The sequence below is a fragment of the Romboutsia lituseburensis DSM 797 genome, from assembly GCF_900103615.1.
In the GTDB taxonomy this organism is placed as follows: domain Bacteria; phylum Bacillota; class Clostridia; order Peptostreptococcales; family Peptostreptococcaceae; genus Romboutsia_F; species Romboutsia_F lituseburensis.
This window is the reverse complement of the sequence record NZ_FNGW01000001.1, coordinates 476792-493387: the sequence shown is the minus strand read 5'-3', so window position 1 is coordinate 493387 and position 16596 is coordinate 476792. Positions and strand designations below refer to the sequence as shown.

General features: G+C 25.3%; 17 protein-coding genes. 14 read left to right on the top strand and 3 right to left on the bottom strand.

What is annotated here, in order from left to right; translation table 11 throughout:
• Positions 1 to 278 precede the first annotated feature (278 nt).
• Complete coding sequence (locus BLP75_RS02340) at positions 279 to 692, bottom strand: hypothetical protein (RefSeq protein WP_092722479.1); 414 nt, start codon at positions 690 to 692, stop codon at positions 279 to 281.
• Positions 693 to 1010: 318 nt separating this feature from the next.
• The gene (locus BLP75_RS02335) at positions 1011 to 1544 is read right to left on the bottom strand and encodes a DUF6143 family protein (RefSeq protein WP_092722477.1); all 534 of its coding nucleotides are present in this window, start codon (positions 1542 to 1544) and stop codon (positions 1011 to 1013) included.
• Positions 1545 to 1700: 156 nt separating this feature from the next.
• On the opposite strand from BLP75_RS02335, the gene BLP75_RS02330 reads away from it, so the two are divergent.
• The 3 genes from BLP75_RS02330 (at position 1701) to BLP75_RS02320 (ending at position 4636) form a co-directional block, all read left to right on the top strand.
• A complete protein-coding gene (locus tag BLP75_RS02330) occupies positions 1701 to 2291 on the top strand; it encodes an ATP-dependent Clp protease proteolytic subunit (protein ID WP_092722475.1) in 591 nt (196 codons plus the stop codon).
• Between the two features lie 150 nt (positions 2292 to 2441).
• Positions 2442 to 3245 (top strand): MerR family transcriptional regulator, encoded by an 804-nt coding sequence (locus tag BLP75_RS02325; RefSeq protein WP_092722473.1) that lies wholly within the window; start codon positions 2442 to 2444, stop codon positions 3243 to 3245.
• Positions 3246 to 3322: 77 nt separating this feature from the next.
• Entirely contained in the window at positions 3323 to 4636 is a 1314-nt protein-coding gene (locus BLP75_RS02320; RefSeq protein ID WP_092722472.1) for an MATE family efflux transporter, read from the top strand.
• A 119-nt stretch (positions 4637 to 4755) separates the two neighbouring features.
• Here BLP75_RS02320 and BLP75_RS02315 read toward each other — a convergent pair whose 3' ends face one another.
• The gene (locus tag BLP75_RS02315) at positions 4756 to 4983 is read right to left on the bottom strand and encodes a hypothetical protein (RefSeq protein WP_092722841.1); all 228 of its coding nucleotides are present in this window, start codon (positions 4981 to 4983) and stop codon (positions 4756 to 4758) included.
• A gap of 191 nt (positions 4984 to 5174) precedes the next feature.
• On the opposite strand from BLP75_RS02315, the gene BLP75_RS02310 reads away from it, so the two are divergent.
• The 11 genes from BLP75_RS02310 (at position 5175) to BLP75_RS02260 (ending at position 16533) form a co-directional block, all read left to right on the top strand.
• Positions 5175 to 5921: an ABC transporter ATP-binding protein gene (locus BLP75_RS02310; protein WP_092722470.1), complete on the top strand. Its 747-nt coding sequence runs from the start codon at positions 5175 to 5177 to the stop codon at positions 5919 to 5921.
• A gap of 17 nt (positions 5922 to 5938) precedes the next feature.
• The gene (locus tag BLP75_RS02305) at positions 5939 to 6787 is read left to right on the top strand and encodes a hypothetical protein (protein ID WP_092722469.1); all 849 of its coding nucleotides are present in this window, start codon (positions 5939 to 5941) and stop codon (positions 6785 to 6787) included.
• An 11-nt stretch (positions 6788 to 6798) separates the two neighbouring features.
• Positions 6799 to 7566 (top strand): ABC transporter permease, encoded by a 768-nt coding sequence (locus BLP75_RS02300; protein WP_092722467.1) that lies wholly within the window; start codon positions 6799 to 6801, stop codon positions 7564 to 7566.
• A 15-nt stretch (positions 7567 to 7581) separates the two neighbouring features.
• Entirely contained in the window at positions 7582 to 8277 is a 696-nt protein-coding gene (locus BLP75_RS02295; RefSeq protein WP_092722464.1) for a response regulator transcription factor, read from the top strand.
• A complete protein-coding gene (locus BLP75_RS02290) occupies positions 8247 to 9704 on the top strand; it encodes a sensor histidine kinase (protein WP_092722462.1) in 1458 nt (485 codons plus the stop codon). The genes BLP75_RS02295 and BLP75_RS02290 overlap by 31 nt, the downstream gene beginning before the upstream one ends.
• 93 nt (positions 9705 to 9797) lie before the next feature.
• On the top strand, positions 9798 to 10373 hold the full coding sequence (locus tag BLP75_RS02285; RefSeq protein ID WP_092722460.1) for a GNAT family N-acetyltransferase: 576 nt from the start codon (positions 9798 to 9800) through the stop codon (positions 10371 to 10373).
• A gap of 339 nt (positions 10374 to 10712) precedes the next feature.
• The gene (locus BLP75_RS02280) at positions 10713 to 11978 is read left to right on the top strand and encodes a hypothetical protein (RefSeq protein ID WP_092722458.1); all 1266 of its coding nucleotides are present in this window, start codon (positions 10713 to 10715) and stop codon (positions 11976 to 11978) included.
• A 146-nt stretch (positions 11979 to 12124) separates the two neighbouring features.
• On the top strand, positions 12125 to 14185 hold the full coding sequence (locus tag BLP75_RS02275; RefSeq protein WP_092722456.1) for a methyl-accepting chemotaxis protein: 2061 nt from the start codon (positions 12125 to 12127) through the stop codon (positions 14183 to 14185).
• Positions 14186 to 14497: 312 nt separating this feature from the next.
• Complete coding sequence (locus tag BLP75_RS02270) at positions 14498 to 15568, top strand: TlpA disulfide reductase family protein (RefSeq protein WP_092722454.1); 1071 nt, start codon at positions 14498 to 14500, stop codon at positions 15566 to 15568.
• Between the two features lies 1 nt (position 15569).
• Positions 15570 to 15707, top strand: a complete 138-nt coding sequence (locus BLP75_RS18060; protein WP_092722452.1) for a CD1871A family CXXC motif-containing protein — start codon at positions 15570 to 15572, stop codon at positions 15705 to 15707.
• Complete coding sequence (locus BLP75_RS02260) at positions 15700 to 16533, top strand: 4Fe-4S binding protein (RefSeq protein WP_092722450.1); 834 nt, start codon at positions 15700 to 15702, stop codon at positions 16531 to 16533. The genes BLP75_RS18060 and BLP75_RS02260 overlap by 8 nt, the downstream gene beginning before the upstream one ends.
• Positions 16534 to 16596 lie beyond the last annotated feature (63 nt).

Below are 16596 nucleotides of genomic sequence, written 5' to 3'. Positions count from 1 at the left end.
TGTTTAAAATAACTTTAGCATTAATAATATAAATTAACAACATATTATGCATGAACGGTCGATTTTAGGGCCTGAATGGATTATATAAAGATAAATAAATAACAAAAAATAATTTAAATTAAAAAAGATTGTAAAATAATAAGTAAAATATATTATAAATTTGGATAAACATTAGAAAATTTATTTAAAATCAGGATATTTGAAATGAAAAATATATATAACAGTAAATAGACACCGTACCTCTGAATATAGAAGTTTTACGGTGTTTTATTATAGGCTTATAATGATGAAAACCAAGTTACATAAAATATAGCTATTATAATTGAAAGTGCGTTCCAAATGGCAGAACATAAGTCTTTATTTAATACTCCTAAAAAAATACCATAAGAAAGTATTAATATAATAATATAAGTAATAAATTTAAAAAATTTAATTATAAATTTATCTTTTTTATTGTAAAGAAAAGTAATAAAATTTAAATATTTATTATTACTTTTCTTTGCAAATAAACCTGCTATAAGATGCAAAAGAATATTACATAAACAAATTGTAAAAAATGCAGGAATAAAAAGATTTAATGAAGCTGATTTACAATATAGACTTTGAGGAACACTTATAGCACTTAAGAAAGACAGGTATAAAGCTATAATGCATACTGGAATCATAGCAAACCAAGCTATATTTTTTTTCATTGTATATCCCCCTGAAAATTTATTATTTATAATTATTTTATTTTATATTTATTTAAATGTTAATAAATTTTTTTATATATATTAATATATAATTTTACATTTTTAGCAACGGACGAAGTCATTGGCTACAGGAGTTAAGCGAATTTTTTATTAATATTCTTTAAAAATATAGATTTAAAATAATAATTTTAACCTACATTTATTTATGTAGAAAGAGCATGTACGATTATTGACAATAATCTTATATAATAAGGAATATAATTACCACTAGCATATTGTATCTCAATAAGCTAGTGGTTTTAGTTTATTTAAATAAAATTAGTATCTGCAAATTTTTTCTTCCCACCAACCAAATGCAATGATAATACTGTCAAAATTAACTGGTAAAAAATCACCAATATAAATTACTATAGATTCACCAGGAGGTATAATAATCTGTCCACCGTCAATTACTTCTGTTGTGTTAGGAGATATAATTCTACTAAATATAGAAACACCATTTTTAGGTCCTGTATCTGCTGTATCTGAATATTTAATTTTTCCTTTAGGAATAGGTTCTGGTGAAATAGACTGATTAGTACAACTAACTGATTTACTGATTAAAGCTTTATGAAGATTAGACTTTAAATAAAATTGAGCAGGGAGATTTGAACTTGAAACGTTTGTTATAGTCATTGCATTAACATAAATATTAACATTAGAATTGATTGGATTATATAGAGAAGCTAAAACATGCTGACCTTTATCCATTAAAACAGGTGTTTGACCTATAAAGTAATTACCTTGTTTCGATTGGTATAATGGATATTCTATAGAAACTTCGCTTTTATAGTCTTTACAATAGCATGGCATAATAATCACCTTTAAAATAAGATTAGGAAAAAATATTCCTAATTATATAGTATTCAAATTAAATTCTAGATGTTAAAAGTATTTAAATATTTATTAAAAATATTGTGATATACTTATTAATAAGAAGTTTTTAATACAGATATAAGGGGGAAGAAAATGTATACTTTAGGGGAAAATAAAGAAAAATACAAAGATAAATCAAATGTGGTAGTAGAAAAATTATTACAGTCAAGATCAATAATTATTTCAGGGGAAATAAATCAAGAATTAGCTGAAAAAGTAGCTACACAATTACTTATACTTCAAGAGATGAGTGATGAGCCTATAAAATTATTTATAAATAGTCAAGGTGGTCATGTTGAAGCAGGTGATACTATACATGATATGATTAAATTTATAAAACCACGTGTTATAGTTATAGGAACTGGATGGGTTGCAAGTGCAGGTATAACAATATATCTTGCAGCTAATAAAGAGGATAGATATTCACTACCTAATACTAGATATATGATACACCAACCACTAGGGGGATGTAGAGGTCAAGCAACAGATATACATATAGAAGCTAAGGAGATAGTAAGGGTTCGTAAAAGAATTAATACTATAATCAGTAAAGCAACAAATCAGCCTTTAGAAAAAGTTGAAAAAGATACAGATAGAAACTATTGGCTAAACTCTGAAGAAGCTGTTGAATATGGAATAGTAAATAAAGTTATAACTAGCTATAACGAATTACCTAGTTTATAAAAATAATTAAGTAAATGTTTAAATGATAGGTATAGAATTATTGTGTTTTATAATACAATAATCCTATACCTATTTACGTATATGGTATTTTTAATTTTGCTATATTGTGTATTAAAATAATGAGAGTATAATTTTACAAAGGAGATATATATGAGTACATACTTTACCATAGGAGAGATATCTAAGTTTTTTAATATACCAATAAAAACACTTAGGTATTATGATGAGATAGATTTATTAAAACCAGCGCGTATAAACAAAGATAACAAATATAGATATTATAGTGTTGAACAATTTATAAAAATTGATTTAATAAAGCACTTTAAAGCAACGGGTATGTCACTAGAGGTAATAAAGAGCATACTTAATTCAGATTGTTCAATAGAGTTAGTTTTAGAAAATATAAAATTACAATCAAAAAAGTTAGAACATAAGATAAATGAGCTAACAAATGTTAAAAATTATTTAGATAATTTAGAGAAAAATATATCTCAAAATATTGAATATGGGTTAGATGAAATTTTTATAAAATACAATGATGAGAGAATATATATGAATTATGATGTAGTATCAACTAATTTAGAAGAGTTAGATATAAATTTAAGAGATGTAATACTAGATTTAGAAAAAAATAATAAAGAAGCTTATTCTCAAACGGGAGCAACTATTTCTTATGATATATTAAAAAATGAAAAGAAAGTATTATACAAAGGATTTAAGGCTTTTTGTAATGATAATAAGAATGTAAATATACTTCCAAAAGGTGATTATATAACATTAATATTTGAAGGAAGTTTAATAGACAGTGTAAATCATTATAAAAAAATATTAGATTTCATAGAAGAAAATAATATAGAAGTTCAAGGGGATTTTAATGAAGTATGGATTATGCCTAAAATCGATGAAAACTTAAAAGAAAAAAGTTTAGTTAAAATAGAAATACTAAAAAAGTAAAAAAGTATTGACTCTCCAGTAACTGTATAGTTTAGTATTGTAACATAAAGACATCTAATTGGTTAGGAGGGATAAAAATGCTTAAACAATTTTTAGGATATGCAATTCCATCAGCATTAGCAATGTGTATAGCATCATTAAATACTATAATAGATGGAGTATTTTTAGGTAATGGAATAGGTAATCAGGCATTAGGTGCTGTAAATATAGTAATGCCTATAACTATTGTGTTTTTTGGACTTGCGACAATGGTTTCTGTTGGAGGTGGAGCTTTAATATCAAAACACTTTGGAGCAAATGAAGATGAAAGAGGAGTAAGTGTATTTAGACAAGTAACGTATATGTTGATTATAATGAGTATTTGTTTAAGTGCGATATGTATAATTTTTTCTAGCAAAATAGTTAAGATAATGGGGGCAACAGAAACATTACAACCATTGTCGGCAGAGTATTTGAGTTACTATGCGGCATTTTGCTTACCAAGTTTGTTAGGCATTGCATTTAATAGTTTTCTTAGAAATGATGGCAAACCTAAACTAGCAATGGTATCAACAATATGTGGAACTATATGTAACATAATTTTAAATTATATATTTATATTTATGATGGGATTAGGAATAAAAAGTGCAGCTATAGCAACTGGTTTCGGTCAAATAGTAACATTATTAATTGCATTACCTCATTTTATATTAAAAAAGGGTAAATTAAGTTTTGGAAATCAAAAACTTGAGTTAGATACAGTTAAAGAAGTGTTTAAAATTGGGGTACCATCATTTTTTGCAGAGGCAGCATTTTCAGTTATAATATTTGTCCATAATTTAGTTTTAGTGAATACTATAGGAGAAGCTGGAATCTCTACTTACGCTATAATAAACTATATAACAACAAACATATATTTAATACTTTTAGGTATAACTTTAGGTGCACAGCCTCTTATAAGCTATAATTTTGGTGCTCAAAATAGTAAAGCGATGATAGAAGTTTATAAGCTTTCTAATAAAACTTCCTTTATAATTGGAGCTTTATTTGCAATGATATGCTTTATATTTGGTAAAAATATAATAGGAATTTTTACTACAGATAAAGATTTAATAGAGATGGCTTATATAGCTGTTAATATAAATAACTTAGCGTACTTATTTATAGGATGTAATTTAACTACAACAATGTATTATCAAGCAATAGAAATGCCTAAATACTCAAATATCATTTGTGCAATGAGATCTATTTTAGTTTTACCAATTGTTTTAATAGTTATGGCAAAGTTATTTGGAGCAAATGGCATATGGATAAGTATGGCTATTTCAGAGTTAATAATTATAACAATAACTTATAAAGCATTTAAAGTTGATAAATGCACTCAAATGTCTTTATCTAATATGACAGTTTAGTAAAGTACTAGTTGTAATATATTAAAAGATAAAATAATTGCATTGAATAAATTAAATAAGAAGATTAAAAAATACAAAAGCCTAGATAGGTATTATACCTTTCTAGGCTTTTATTTTAATTAAATTTCACAGAATGTATATCTCTCCATTCTAGGTAATTTTAATAAATAAACAATTGAACCATCACTAAAAACATCTTTTACATACTCTGGAAAATCAACAGGAATCCAACTTCTCAAGGATTTTTCTATATCATCAGTTTCAATTTCATTAGGGAAGTTGGAATCAAAAATATATACACCAGCACAAGGATTATAAATTTCTCTAAAAACTTCGTATTTTTTCATTTTTTTCTCCTTAATATTAACCTTATATAACTCATTAGACATAAGATTTAAATCCCCTCTATTGAATATTAAGATTTGCTATATATTAAATTCTATATAATTTTCAAGGTTTTTATTAAAACTTTATAAAATCTTTAAAATTAAAAACTACTATATCAGTATAAATCAAAACATATTTGGAGGTAGTTTAAATGAAGGAAACAGTATTAAGGGTTGATAATATATCAAAATCAATAAAAAGAAAAAATATAATAAAAAATATAAATTTTGAAATTAAAGAAGGGGATATCTGCGGATTTGTAGGGCCTAATGGTGCTGGTAAAACTACATTGATAAGAATTATAACAGGACTAATAAAACCAACTAAAGGTGCAATTTATATAAACAATTATGATGTGAATATAAAAAGAAAAGAAGCATTATTAAGTTTAGGGGCAATAGTTGAAGCACCAATATTTTTTGAGTATTTAACTGGAGAGCAAGCACTCTTAAATTTATCGTTACTAAATTTAGATTATACAAAAAAACAGAGGGAAGAAATAGTTAAAGAATCATTAAAAATAGTAGGACTTTATGAAAGAAGAAATGAAAAAATATCTACTTATTCATTAGGTATGAAACAAAGACTAGGAATAGCACAATCATTACTTAATAATCCTAAAATAATAATTTTAGATGAACCCGCAAATGGATTAGATCCAATGGGTATGATAGAGCTTAGAGAATTAATATTAAAGTTAAATAAAGATAAAAATATAACATTTTTTATATCTAGCCATTTATTAGATGAATTACAAAAAATATGTGACAAACTTGTAATTATAAAAGAAGGAAGCTTAATTTGGTATGGAGATACAAAAGATCTTATAGATGATAATAAATCAAATAACTTAGAAGAGATATTTGTAAATTTAATGAAAGAAAATAAAACAATATAAACTTAGGGAGTAATCTTATGGAAAATAATAAATTTTTTAAAAATTATAAAGGCTTATACATTAGCGAGCTGCAAAGGATATATTATAAAAAGTCTACACTAGCATGCTTTTTGTCAATTCCTATTTTACTAATTGCCTCAGTAAAATACTATTTATCAGTTAACAAAGTTGTATCAATATCTAATCCTATGTTTACAAGTTTTTATAACTTTCCAGTAGCGGCAATGCAAGAACAATTAATGCTAGGACTTAATTTAGTAGTTGTATTTCTTATAGTTTTATCTGTAACGCAGGAATTTAGAAATGGATCAATTAGAATGGTACTGATAAGAAGCTATAAACCAACACAAGTATTTCTAGCAAAGATAGTAACTATTATTAGTGCTATATTTATATATTTAGTTACTTATTTAGTTTTAAGTTATATAATTGGATATTTAACATTACCTAAAATAAATGAGATAGCAATATTTAACTGGGAGCCATTATTAACTGGTAATCAAGCATTTATATATACATTAAAATACTATTCATTTGCATTTTTAACGCTTTCAACAATGGCAATAGTAATATTTTTTATAGCTACTATAAGCAAGTCAACTATAATAGCCTCAGGGGTAAGTTTAGCAACATTATTATTATTTATTATTTATCCATTTATAATTCAAATTTTCTTTTTTGACAGCGAAAATTTGAAAATTTTACAGTTAATATCAATAACTCAAATTCAATATGAAGGAATAGCATTAAGTCTAGGTCAAAATAGCATACACCTAGGATTTAGTTTATTGGTTAGTTTAGCTTATATAACAGTATTCTTTATTGGTAATTATGTTATTTATAATAGATGTGATAATTTAATATAGGAGATGAAAAAATGAAAAATATAATTTTATGTGAATTAGATAGAATGTATAAAAGTAAAAAAAATAGATGGTTATTTATAGTATCAACGGTAGTTTTTATATTATTTGCCTTTTTTATAAGAACTTTTGATTTAGGATTTTATGATCCTAATACAACAGTATATTTAGATTCTTTAAATACAGCACCATTTATAATGAGAGAGTTTCATTTATATTTAGTATTTGTATTTTGTCCTATGATATTTATAGAAAGCTTTAATCATGAGTTTACAGTAGGAGCGTATAGAATGATTTTAGGTAGGGGATACAGTAAAAAAGAATATATTATAGCTAAATTAGTAAGTTATGCATTAATAACAGGATTATTTATGCTAATTATGTACATCATAGGCAATAGTTTTGGATTTGTTTTTATGAATAGAGTAGAATCAACACACTATTTTAATATAGATAGAAATTTTGGGATATTAGGTGCAATGATTTACAATTTGAAATATTATGCTCTAGAGTATTTAATAATGGTTGCAATTATGGCAATAAGCAGCATTGTGGGAATAATATCTAAAAATTCAATAGTAGCATATATTTTATCATTAGGATTATGCATAGGGGCAATGTATATAAATGATTTGTTTGTATTTTTCTTTTTAAGTTCTCAAACTATTTTTGATGTTTTATCTAATATGAATAATAACTTTATGATTATTTGTACTATAATTATACTATTAAGTAGCGGGGCATCAGTCTTTGTATTTGATAAAAAAGATTATTTAGATTAGTAAGAAAGGATAAAAATGGAAAAAATATTAATAATAGATGATGATTTAGAAATAATATCTTTACTAAAGGATATTTTCTCAGATGAAGGATATGTAGTTTATACTGCAAATAACTCAGAAAAGGCTTTAGAACTCATAAATAAAGCACCTAATATTATTTTACTAGATGTTATGATGCCTGGTAAGGATGGATTTGAGCTATGTAAAGAAATTAGAAGTATTGTAACATGTCCTATTATATTTATAACTGCTAAGGTTGAAGAAAATGATATTATAAATGGACTAGCTATAGGTGGAGATGATTATATAACAAAGCCATTTAGTATAAGAGAAATAAGAGCTAGAGTAAAGGCTCATTTGAGAAGAGATAAAAGAGATGTAGAAAAGGAAAATAACTTTTTATTGTTTAAAAATTTAAAAATAGATTTATGCACAAGAGAAGTGTTCTACTTTGAAAAGGAAGTAAGTCTAACTAAAAGGGAATTTGATATTATAGAGCTTTTAGCTTTAAATAAAGGTCAAGTTTTTTCTAAGGAGAGAATTTATGATAAGATTTGGGGGTATGGAGCAGAAGGTGATTGCAGCACCGTAGCAGAGCATGTGAAAAAACTAAGAGCCAAGTTCCATTGTATAAATGATAATTTTAATTATATTCTAACTGTATGGGGAGTGGGATATAAGTGGAATACAAAAGAAGAAGGGAACCATTAAGAATGCTAAAGAAATATTCTTTAAAAAAGCAGTTTATATTAACATTTTCCTTAGTTTTAGGTTGTAGTATTATTTCAGTTATATTAACAGCTTGTTTAGTGACTGGGATGCTTAATGGAAAAAGTATAAAAGCAGCTAATTATTATGAAAAAAAAATTTATGATATAGAAAAATATATAAATACTAAAAATGATAAATTATTAAACTTAGATTATGAAAAAGAGCTAAATAAAATAATACCAAGTGAAGGCATTAGATACAGAGTCGTAGGCTTAGAAAGTAATAAGAGTTATGGAAATCTAGATGAAGAATTATATAATCAAGTTGATATAGTTAATAAAATTAACACTTCTGATGTTGATAAAAAAAATAATGTAACTAAATATATTCCTATAGTGACTGAAAATTATCAACTAAAAGGCGCTGTAATTTTATCTTACAGACTAGCTGTTACATCAGATAGTATACCTCAAAGTTTAATTTCTTTAATTACATTTATATTATTGATATCTCCGTTTATATATATAGTATTTTTTTCTTATTTATTTGGAAAAATACTATCAAAAAATATAAATGATCCTTTAAGTAAATTAAAACATGCAACAGAAAACATAAAAGAAAATAATTTAGATTTTAATATAGAGTATCCTTACAACAATGAACTTGGAGAAGTTATATCATCATTTGAAGAAATGAAAAATGAGCTAAAAAATACTTTAAATAAGCAATGGAATATGGAAGAAGAAAGAAAAGAAATAATCTCAGGATTATCCCATGATTTAAGAAGTCCACTTACAATTATAAAAGGTAAAGTAGAAATGCTTTTAGAAGGTTCTTACAAAAACGAGGATAGATTAATTTCTTACCTAGATTCAATAAATAAATCAACAGATAGGTCTATTGAGCTTGTAAATGATTTAAATTTAATTAATAAGTTAGATAGTTCAGATTTTAATATAAATCCTACAAGCAATAATGTAATTAACTTTTTAAATCAGCAAATAACTAATTTTAAAGATATGGCAGAAAGCAAACAAATTAAGATAAAATTAATTACAGAAAATATACAGAAAGATCTAGAATACACCTTTGACAAAAACTCAATTATACGAGTTATGGATAATATTATAAGTAATGCTATAAGGCATACTGACTTACATGGTGAGATAAATATTAAAGTTACCTTATACAAAAGTAAGTTATATTTTAAAATAAGTGATAATGGAAATGGGTTTAGCAATGATGATTTAAAATTTGCTCTAAATAAGTTTTATAGAGGTGACAAATCAAGAAGTGCTAAATCTGGTAACTCAGGTCTTGGGCTTTATATATGCAAGGCTATAGTAGAAAAGCATAATGGTGAAATTAATATTTCAAATAATTCATTAGGAGGAGCTCAAGTTTCGTTTTACTTAAAATTCAATTAATTAAATATTTATTGACCTTTGCATTATACCAAGGATTAATATAGATGTATGGATTATTTATTGACAAATCTACTAGAAATTGGAGTGAGAGAAATGAATGTAATAAAATTATCGAATGAGTCATTATTAAATATTTATAAAGAAAAGTTAGTTCATGAGTTTCACGAAGAAGAAATAAAACCATACGAAACTATTAAAAGACTTGTAAAAGAAAATAAATATATTGGTTATGGATTATATGAAGGTGATGAATTAGCATCATATGCATTTTTCTGCAAATGTGAAAATGGAAAATATATATTATTAGATTATTATGTTGTAGATAAAAAATTTAGATCTAAAGGTTATGGTAGTAAATTTTTAAATATATTAAAGGAAAAAAATAAAAACTATAAAGGCATGATTGGAGAGATTGAAGATCCAGACTTTGCTGAAAATGATAAAGATCTTAACTATCGTCTTAAACGAATTAAATTCTATGAAAAAAATAACTCTCATCATACTAATATAAAAAGTTCTGTATTTGGGGCTAAGTATATTATAATGATTTTATCTGAAACTAATATTAAAGATGATGTTATAGAAAAAGAGTTAGATTGCATATACAAAGAAATATTAGGTGAAGAAAATACTAAGAATCATGTAGATATAGTCAATGTATTAAGATAGACTATATGATTAATAATTAAGTATTATAAAGGCAGTAAAGATTACTGTCTTTTTTTACGTTTAAGGATATTATGATACGTCAAAAACTGTGGATAACCTATAAATTATAGTAATATCAATATCTTTGTGAAAGTAAAAAATGACATTTTTGAGCAACGGACGAAGTCGTTGGCGACATGAGCGAAGCGGATTTTTTATGTAAAGGACTAAGCCGTTGTCTCAAATTTTAAAATAGTTAAACCATAAATATCCAAAAATCATTGTTAAAACATTTAAAAATATATAAAATAAGGATAGCTTAAAATTTTAATAACAATCACTTTAGGAGTAAATATAAAAATGGTAAATAATATAAATAATAACTCATATGGTAGAAATATTTATGGTCAAGGGGATGCCAACAATATAAATAAAAATCAAGAGTTACAAAATAGTAAAGTTGATGGAACTATCCAAAATCAGATACCAAATGAATCTCTAGAAAAAACTGAATCACTTCAAAATAAAGAAGTAGCACAATTTTTAAAAAAAATTCAAGAAGAAATATCAAAAGCCCAATTAATATCAATTAAAATTGTTAGAGGAGAAAAACCTACTAAAAATGAATTAAATTTTTTAAAGTCTAAATATCCAGATATGAAACAAATTGCAGAACAATCATTAAAAGAATGTAACAATTTAAAAGAAGCGATAAAATACTGTAAAACAGGTCAAGAAATAGAAAAAATAATATCAAAAGCATTAGATGACATAAGTAATATGATTAAAAATGGATCTTTATCCGAAGTACAAGCTAAAATAAAAACATCAGCATTAGATGAAGTTATAAAATATTCAAATAAAATTCAAAATGAATTTAAAAAAGCTGAGTCTATAGTAGTTAAATTAATAAAAGGTGAAAAGTTGAGTTCTGGTGAAGAAAATTTAATAAAGGAAAAATATCCAGAGTTAAATAAATTAGCAAAGGAATCATTAAAAGAATGTGATATATTAAAAGAAAAGCTTAAAGCTTGTGATACCCAAGATAAAAGGGATAAACTAATATCAAAAGAAGTAAGAAATATAGAAGAAAAAGGGAAATTAGGGTTAATTTCAAAAACAGAAGTCAAAATAAAAATGATTGCTATAAATGAGGCTGTTAGTTTTTCTAATAAGGAACAAAATAATTTGGAAAAAACTATTTTAATAGCTTCAAAAATAATAAAAGGAGAAAAATTAACAGGAAAAGAGAATCAATTTGTAAAAGATAATAACCTAGATTTAAAAAAGTTAATACAAGAATCTGTAGTAGAATATAAATATTTGAAAGAAGCTTTGAAAAACTGTAAAAGCGAAAATCAAAAGCAACAAGTAGTAAATAATGAAGTTAATAATATTGAGGATATGGCTAAAAGAGGAATTTTAGGAGAAATTAACGCAAGAATAAAAATGATGGTTATAGAAGAAATAAAAGAAGACGAGTATGAAAAAAGACAGAGTAATAAAGAAAAAAACTTATTATACTATTTAAATCCATTTATATATATAATAAATGGAAACGTAGCAGGAAAAATGGGTATTGCAATATTTATAATAGCAATAGTAGGTTTTCTTTATATTTTATAAAGAAGTTTTAGATAAAAAACATATTTATAAATTAAGATAATGCTACTATGATTTAATTTTTATAAATAGTTAAAAAATATTCAAGAAATTATCATTTATACCGAAAATAATAATTAAGAATTTCATTTAAATATTTGGAGGGGTAAATGAGGAAAATATCTGTAAAAATAGTATTTGCAATAGTTCTTTGTTGTATAGTAACATCAACGATAATAACTGCGATAACTAGTATCAATAGTAAAGAGTTAATAAAAAAAGAAGCAGAAAAAAGAGTTGAATTATATGCAAAAGATAGAGCTAATGTAATAAACCAAGTCTTAAACAAAACAGTAGACTATGTTGACACAATTGAAAATCTGGTATCTACGACATTAGATACAACAAAGCTAGACAAAGATGATGTGTATATTACACAATATGCAAACAATCTTGACTCATATATAGAGAAACTAGCAAAAGAGTATAAGGATGCCTTGGGAATAGCAATTATAATAAATCCTGAAATAACTAAAGAAGCTCATCAGTTAATTTATGAAAGAGAATCATTAGGTGGAGATTTAACAAAGAAAAACAAATTTACAAAAGATAACTTTAAAGATGATGCACCAGACATGCAGTGGTATTATAATCCGATAAGAGCTAAAGAAGGGATATGGAGTGATCCTCATAAAGATGCTCATTCATCAAGTATGAGAATGGCTTATACAAGACCTATCTATGTAGGAGATACTTTGGTTGGAGTAGTCGCAGTAGACTTATTCTTTGATCAATTTAAAGAAATGATAGAACAAGTTAAAGTATTTGAAGAAGGATATGCATTTTTACTTAATAAAGATATGAACTATATAGTCCATAAAGACTATAATGAAGGTGAATCACTTAAAGATACTCAAGGAATTAGTATAAATATAGGAAAAGAAGAAAGTGGGATTGTAAATCACAAAAATGGTGATGATGAAACGATACTAGGATATAGTAAATTAAAAAATGGAAATGTAATGACTATTGCAGTTAAAGAAAATGATATGCTTAAAGAACTTAACGATAGTTTATCAAAGAATATATACACAACAATTGGTATATGTATAGTAGTGGCTATAATAGCATTCATAATAGGTATAAGTATAAGCAAACCTATAAAATATATATCAAATATGATAAAAATGACATCAGATTTGGATTTACAAGATAATACACAGTTTGAAAAAATTAAAAAATGTAGAGATGAAGTAGGAATAATAGGCAAAGATGTAATTGATTTAAGAGATACATTACATACAACTATTTCTGAAATAAAAGTATGTTCAGATGAAACTGCAATAGAATCAAAAAATTTAGCAACAATAACTGAAAATATAAAAGAATCGTTTAGTAATATAAATAATACAATTGTAGAATTATCAGATGGTGCACAAAAACAAGCAACAGAAGCTCAACAAGGTGCTTATATGTTAAATAACTTAGCTAACAAAATCGAAAAAACAATTGAGACTACAGAAGAAATAAAAGTAAATTTAGACTGTGTAGTTCAAGACAATAATAATGGTAGTAGGGCTATAGAGGAATTAGGAAATAAGCTAGAAACTACAAATAATATAGGGAATGAAACCAACGAAAATATCAAAGTACTAGCTCAAAAATCGAAATTTATAGGTGAAATAGTAGATGCTATAAATGCTATCTCACGTCAAACAAACTTACTAGCATTAAATGCAGCAGTAGAAGCATCTAGAGCTGGAACTGCAGGTAAAGGATTTGCAGTTGTTGCAGATGAGATAAGAATGCTTTCACAAAAAACATCTGAATCAACTAGAAAAATAGAAAGTATAATGACTGAAATAAGTGATGGAATACTAAGTACAGAACAAAATGTAGTAGAGTCAAATAAAGCTATATTAGAAGCTAATGATGCAATGAAAATATCTATGGAAGCATTTAATAATATAACAAATTCATTTGAAAAAATGACTGAAAATGTATATGAATTATTAAAAAGTATAGAAGAAATAGATGAGTCTAAAAGCTCTGTAGTTGATTCTATACAAGGTATTAGTCAAATATGTGAAGAATCAGCATTAGCAACTAAACAAATATCAAGTTTAATACAAACACAAACAGCATCAGCTAATACAGTTGCAAATGCTGCAGATAAGTTAAATAAAATAACTGAAAATCTAGAACTTAATGTTAATAAGTTTAAATTATAAATAAAAAAGAGATTACTTCTAATTCCAGAGGTAATCTCTTTTTTTACGCAACGGACGAAATCGTTAGCGTTATGAGCGAAGTGAATTTTTTATAGCTTTAATAGGCTGATAAATATATAAGATATTAAGTGGTAAATTAAGGTTTATTTAAGGTTAAGTTTAGAATACGTTAAACTTTAAGATATAAAATAAATTTATAATAACAAAGTAAAATTATAATTTTAAATATTCATCTAACATATAAAAATTTAATTTAAATGAAATATTAGTAAAAACAAAAGAAAAATAGTTAAATATTAGGAGGAAATAATTATGAGAAAAAGAGTTTTAATAACAGGTTTTTTAATAGCAGCATTAAGTTTAAGTGCGTGTAGCAAAGGTGCAGAAAATAAAGATACAAATAATAATGGCAAAAATAAAACACAAACAGAGAAACAAGAAAATGAAGTTGTACTTGAGGATCTAGGAATAAAGATAAATCCATCTAAAGATTTTAATAAAAAAGAAAATATACAAATGCTAGTAATAGAAAATGAAAATGTATCATTTTCATTTATGAGTACAGAAGATAATAAAATGATTATGGAAAAAAGTAAGAATGCAAAGAAAGAAGATGCAGATCAAATAACAGACTTGTTTATTAAAAAATCTAGAAACTTAGGCTGTATAGCAAAGATTAAGGCAGGAGAAAGTGAAAAAGCTTTTAAAGATAGTCAGTATTCTATGTTTAACCACAAAGAGAAAGTAGGAGCATTAAATGGTTATGAATACTACTTATTGTATAGTTATAAATATGATGAAAATGACTTATCAGAAGCTGCAAAGGTAGAGTTAAAAGAAGCTGCAAATAGTATTAAAAATTTAAAAAATAATATAACAATATTTGATCCAGTTAAAAATCCAGTTGTAAAAAAAGAAGAGAAAGCTGAAAAGCAAAGCATGAAGGGAGTAATAAATTTCAATACTAAAACATTAGCAGGAAAAGATATAAATAGTTCTATATTTAAAGATCATAAGATTACTATGATAAATATATGGTCTACTAGTTGTGGGCCTTGTATAGATGAAATGCCAGAGTTACAAAAGCTACATGAGGAAGCTAAAAAAGAAAATGTAAATGTAATAGGCGTAGTTGCAGATACTCCTGATGAAGACAATGAATTATTAGCTAAAGACATAACTAAAAAGCAAGGTGCTAAATTTGATAATATAATTCCTGATGAGAAATTATCAAAATGGATACTAGATAATGTTAAAGCGGCACCAACAACTATATTTGTAGATAAAGATGGAAATATAATTGCAGATGCTTTAATAGGAGCTCAAAATAAAGATGCGTATATGAAAAATATAAAAGAAGTATTACAAAGTGTGGATAAATAAAATGAAAGAACGATTTGTAAAATATGGTGTATTGGTGTTAAGTATTGGATTTATAGTTGGTGGAGTTTATAGAAATGAAGTTAAGGTAGTTTTTAATAAAGCTATAAATATATGCTTGGAGTGTATAGGTATTGGATAAAAGAACTATATCTCAAACATTTGCAACTATACTTACCAATGCTAACTTAAGAGGTTTTTTAGATAGAAATATATATAAGGGAGAATCTAAGAAAATATGTGTTCCGGGACTGAATTGTTATTCATGTCCTGGAGCAGTTGGATCATGTCCTATAGGGGCCTTACAAGCTGTTATAGGAGGTATTAGACACAAATTTTCGTTTTATGTAATAGGTATTATGTCTTTATTTGGAGTTGTTTTTGGAAGATTCATATGTGGATGGCTTTGTCCATTTGGTTTTTTCCAAGACTTACTTTATAAAATAAAAAGTAAGAAAATAAAGGTAAACCCAAAAATCGATGGTAAACTTAAGTATTTAAAGTATATTATTTTAATAACTTTTGTAATACTCATGCCAATGTTTTTAACAAATCAATTTGGTATAGCAAAACCATATTTCTGCGAGTTTATATGCCCAGCAGGCACACTAGAAGGGGGAATACCATTAGTACTTTTAAATGAATCTTTAAGGCAAACTATAGGATTTTTATTTAATTGGAAACTATTATTGTTAATAGCATTAATAATAACATCTATATTTATATATAGACCATTTTGTAGATATATTTGTCCACTTGGAGCATTTTATTCTTTGTTTAATAAATTTAGTTTTTATCAATATAGTATAGATAAAAATAAATGTACAGGCTGTAAAATATGTAGTAAATCTTGTCATATGGATATAAAAATTTATGAAAATCCTAAAAGTTCAGATTGTATAAGATGTGGTAAATGTAAGAAATCTTGTCCTAGCGATGCTATAAAAAGTGGGTTTAAAATAATATAGTGAAATTTACCCCTTAATTACTATATTATCAGAAAATTCCATGAAAAAAAAGGCTTATATTTA

Coding starts and splice junctions, on each gene's coding strand:
- BLP75_RS02340 (WP_092722479.1), bottom strand. CDS start 692: ATGAAAAAAAATATAGCTTGGTTTGCTATGATTCCAGTATGCATTATA.
- BLP75_RS02335 (WP_092722477.1), bottom strand. CDS start 1,544: ATGCCATGCTATTGTAAAGACTATAAAAGCGAAGTTTCTATAGAATAT.
- BLP75_RS02330 (WP_092722475.1), top strand. CDS start 1,701: ATGTATACTTTAGGGGAAAATAAAGAAAAATACAAAGATAAATCAAAT.
- BLP75_RS02325 (WP_092722473.1), top strand. CDS start 2,442: ATGAGTACATACTTTACCATAGGAGAGATATCTAAGTTTTTTAATATA.
- BLP75_RS02320 (WP_092722472.1), top strand. CDS start 3,323: ATGCTTAAACAATTTTTAGGATATGCAATTCCATCAGCATTAGCAATG.
- BLP75_RS02315 (WP_092722841.1), bottom strand. CDS start 4,983: ATGAAAAAATACGAAGTTTTTAGAGAAATTTATAATCCTTGTGCTGGT.
- BLP75_RS02310 (WP_092722470.1), top strand. CDS start 5,175: ATGAAGGAAACAGTATTAAGGGTTGATAATATATCAAAATCAATAAAA.
- BLP75_RS02305 (WP_092722469.1), top strand. CDS start 5,939: ATGGAAAATAATAAATTTTTTAAAAATTATAAAGGCTTATACATTAGC.
- BLP75_RS02300 (WP_092722467.1), top strand. CDS start 6,799: ATGAAAAATATAATTTTATGTGAATTAGATAGAATGTATAAAAGTAAA.
- BLP75_RS02295 (WP_092722464.1), top strand. CDS start 7,582: ATGGAAAAAATATTAATAATAGATGATGATTTAGAAATAATATCTTTA.
- BLP75_RS02285 (WP_092722460.1), top strand. CDS start 9,798: ATGAATGTAATAAAATTATCGAATGAGTCATTATTAAATATTTATAAA.
- BLP75_RS02280 (WP_092722458.1), top strand. CDS start 10,713: ATGGTAAATAATATAAATAATAACTCATATGGTAGAAATATTTATGGT.
- BLP75_RS02275 (WP_092722456.1), top strand. CDS start 12,125: ATGAGGAAAATATCTGTAAAAATAGTATTTGCAATAGTTCTTTGTTGT.
- BLP75_RS02270 (WP_092722454.1), top strand. CDS start 14,498: ATGAGAAAAAGAGTTTTAATAACAGGTTTTTTAATAGCAGCATTAAGT.
- BLP75_RS18060 (WP_092722452.1), top strand. CDS start 15,570: ATGAAAGAACGATTTGTAAAATATGGTGTATTGGTGTTAAGTATTGGA.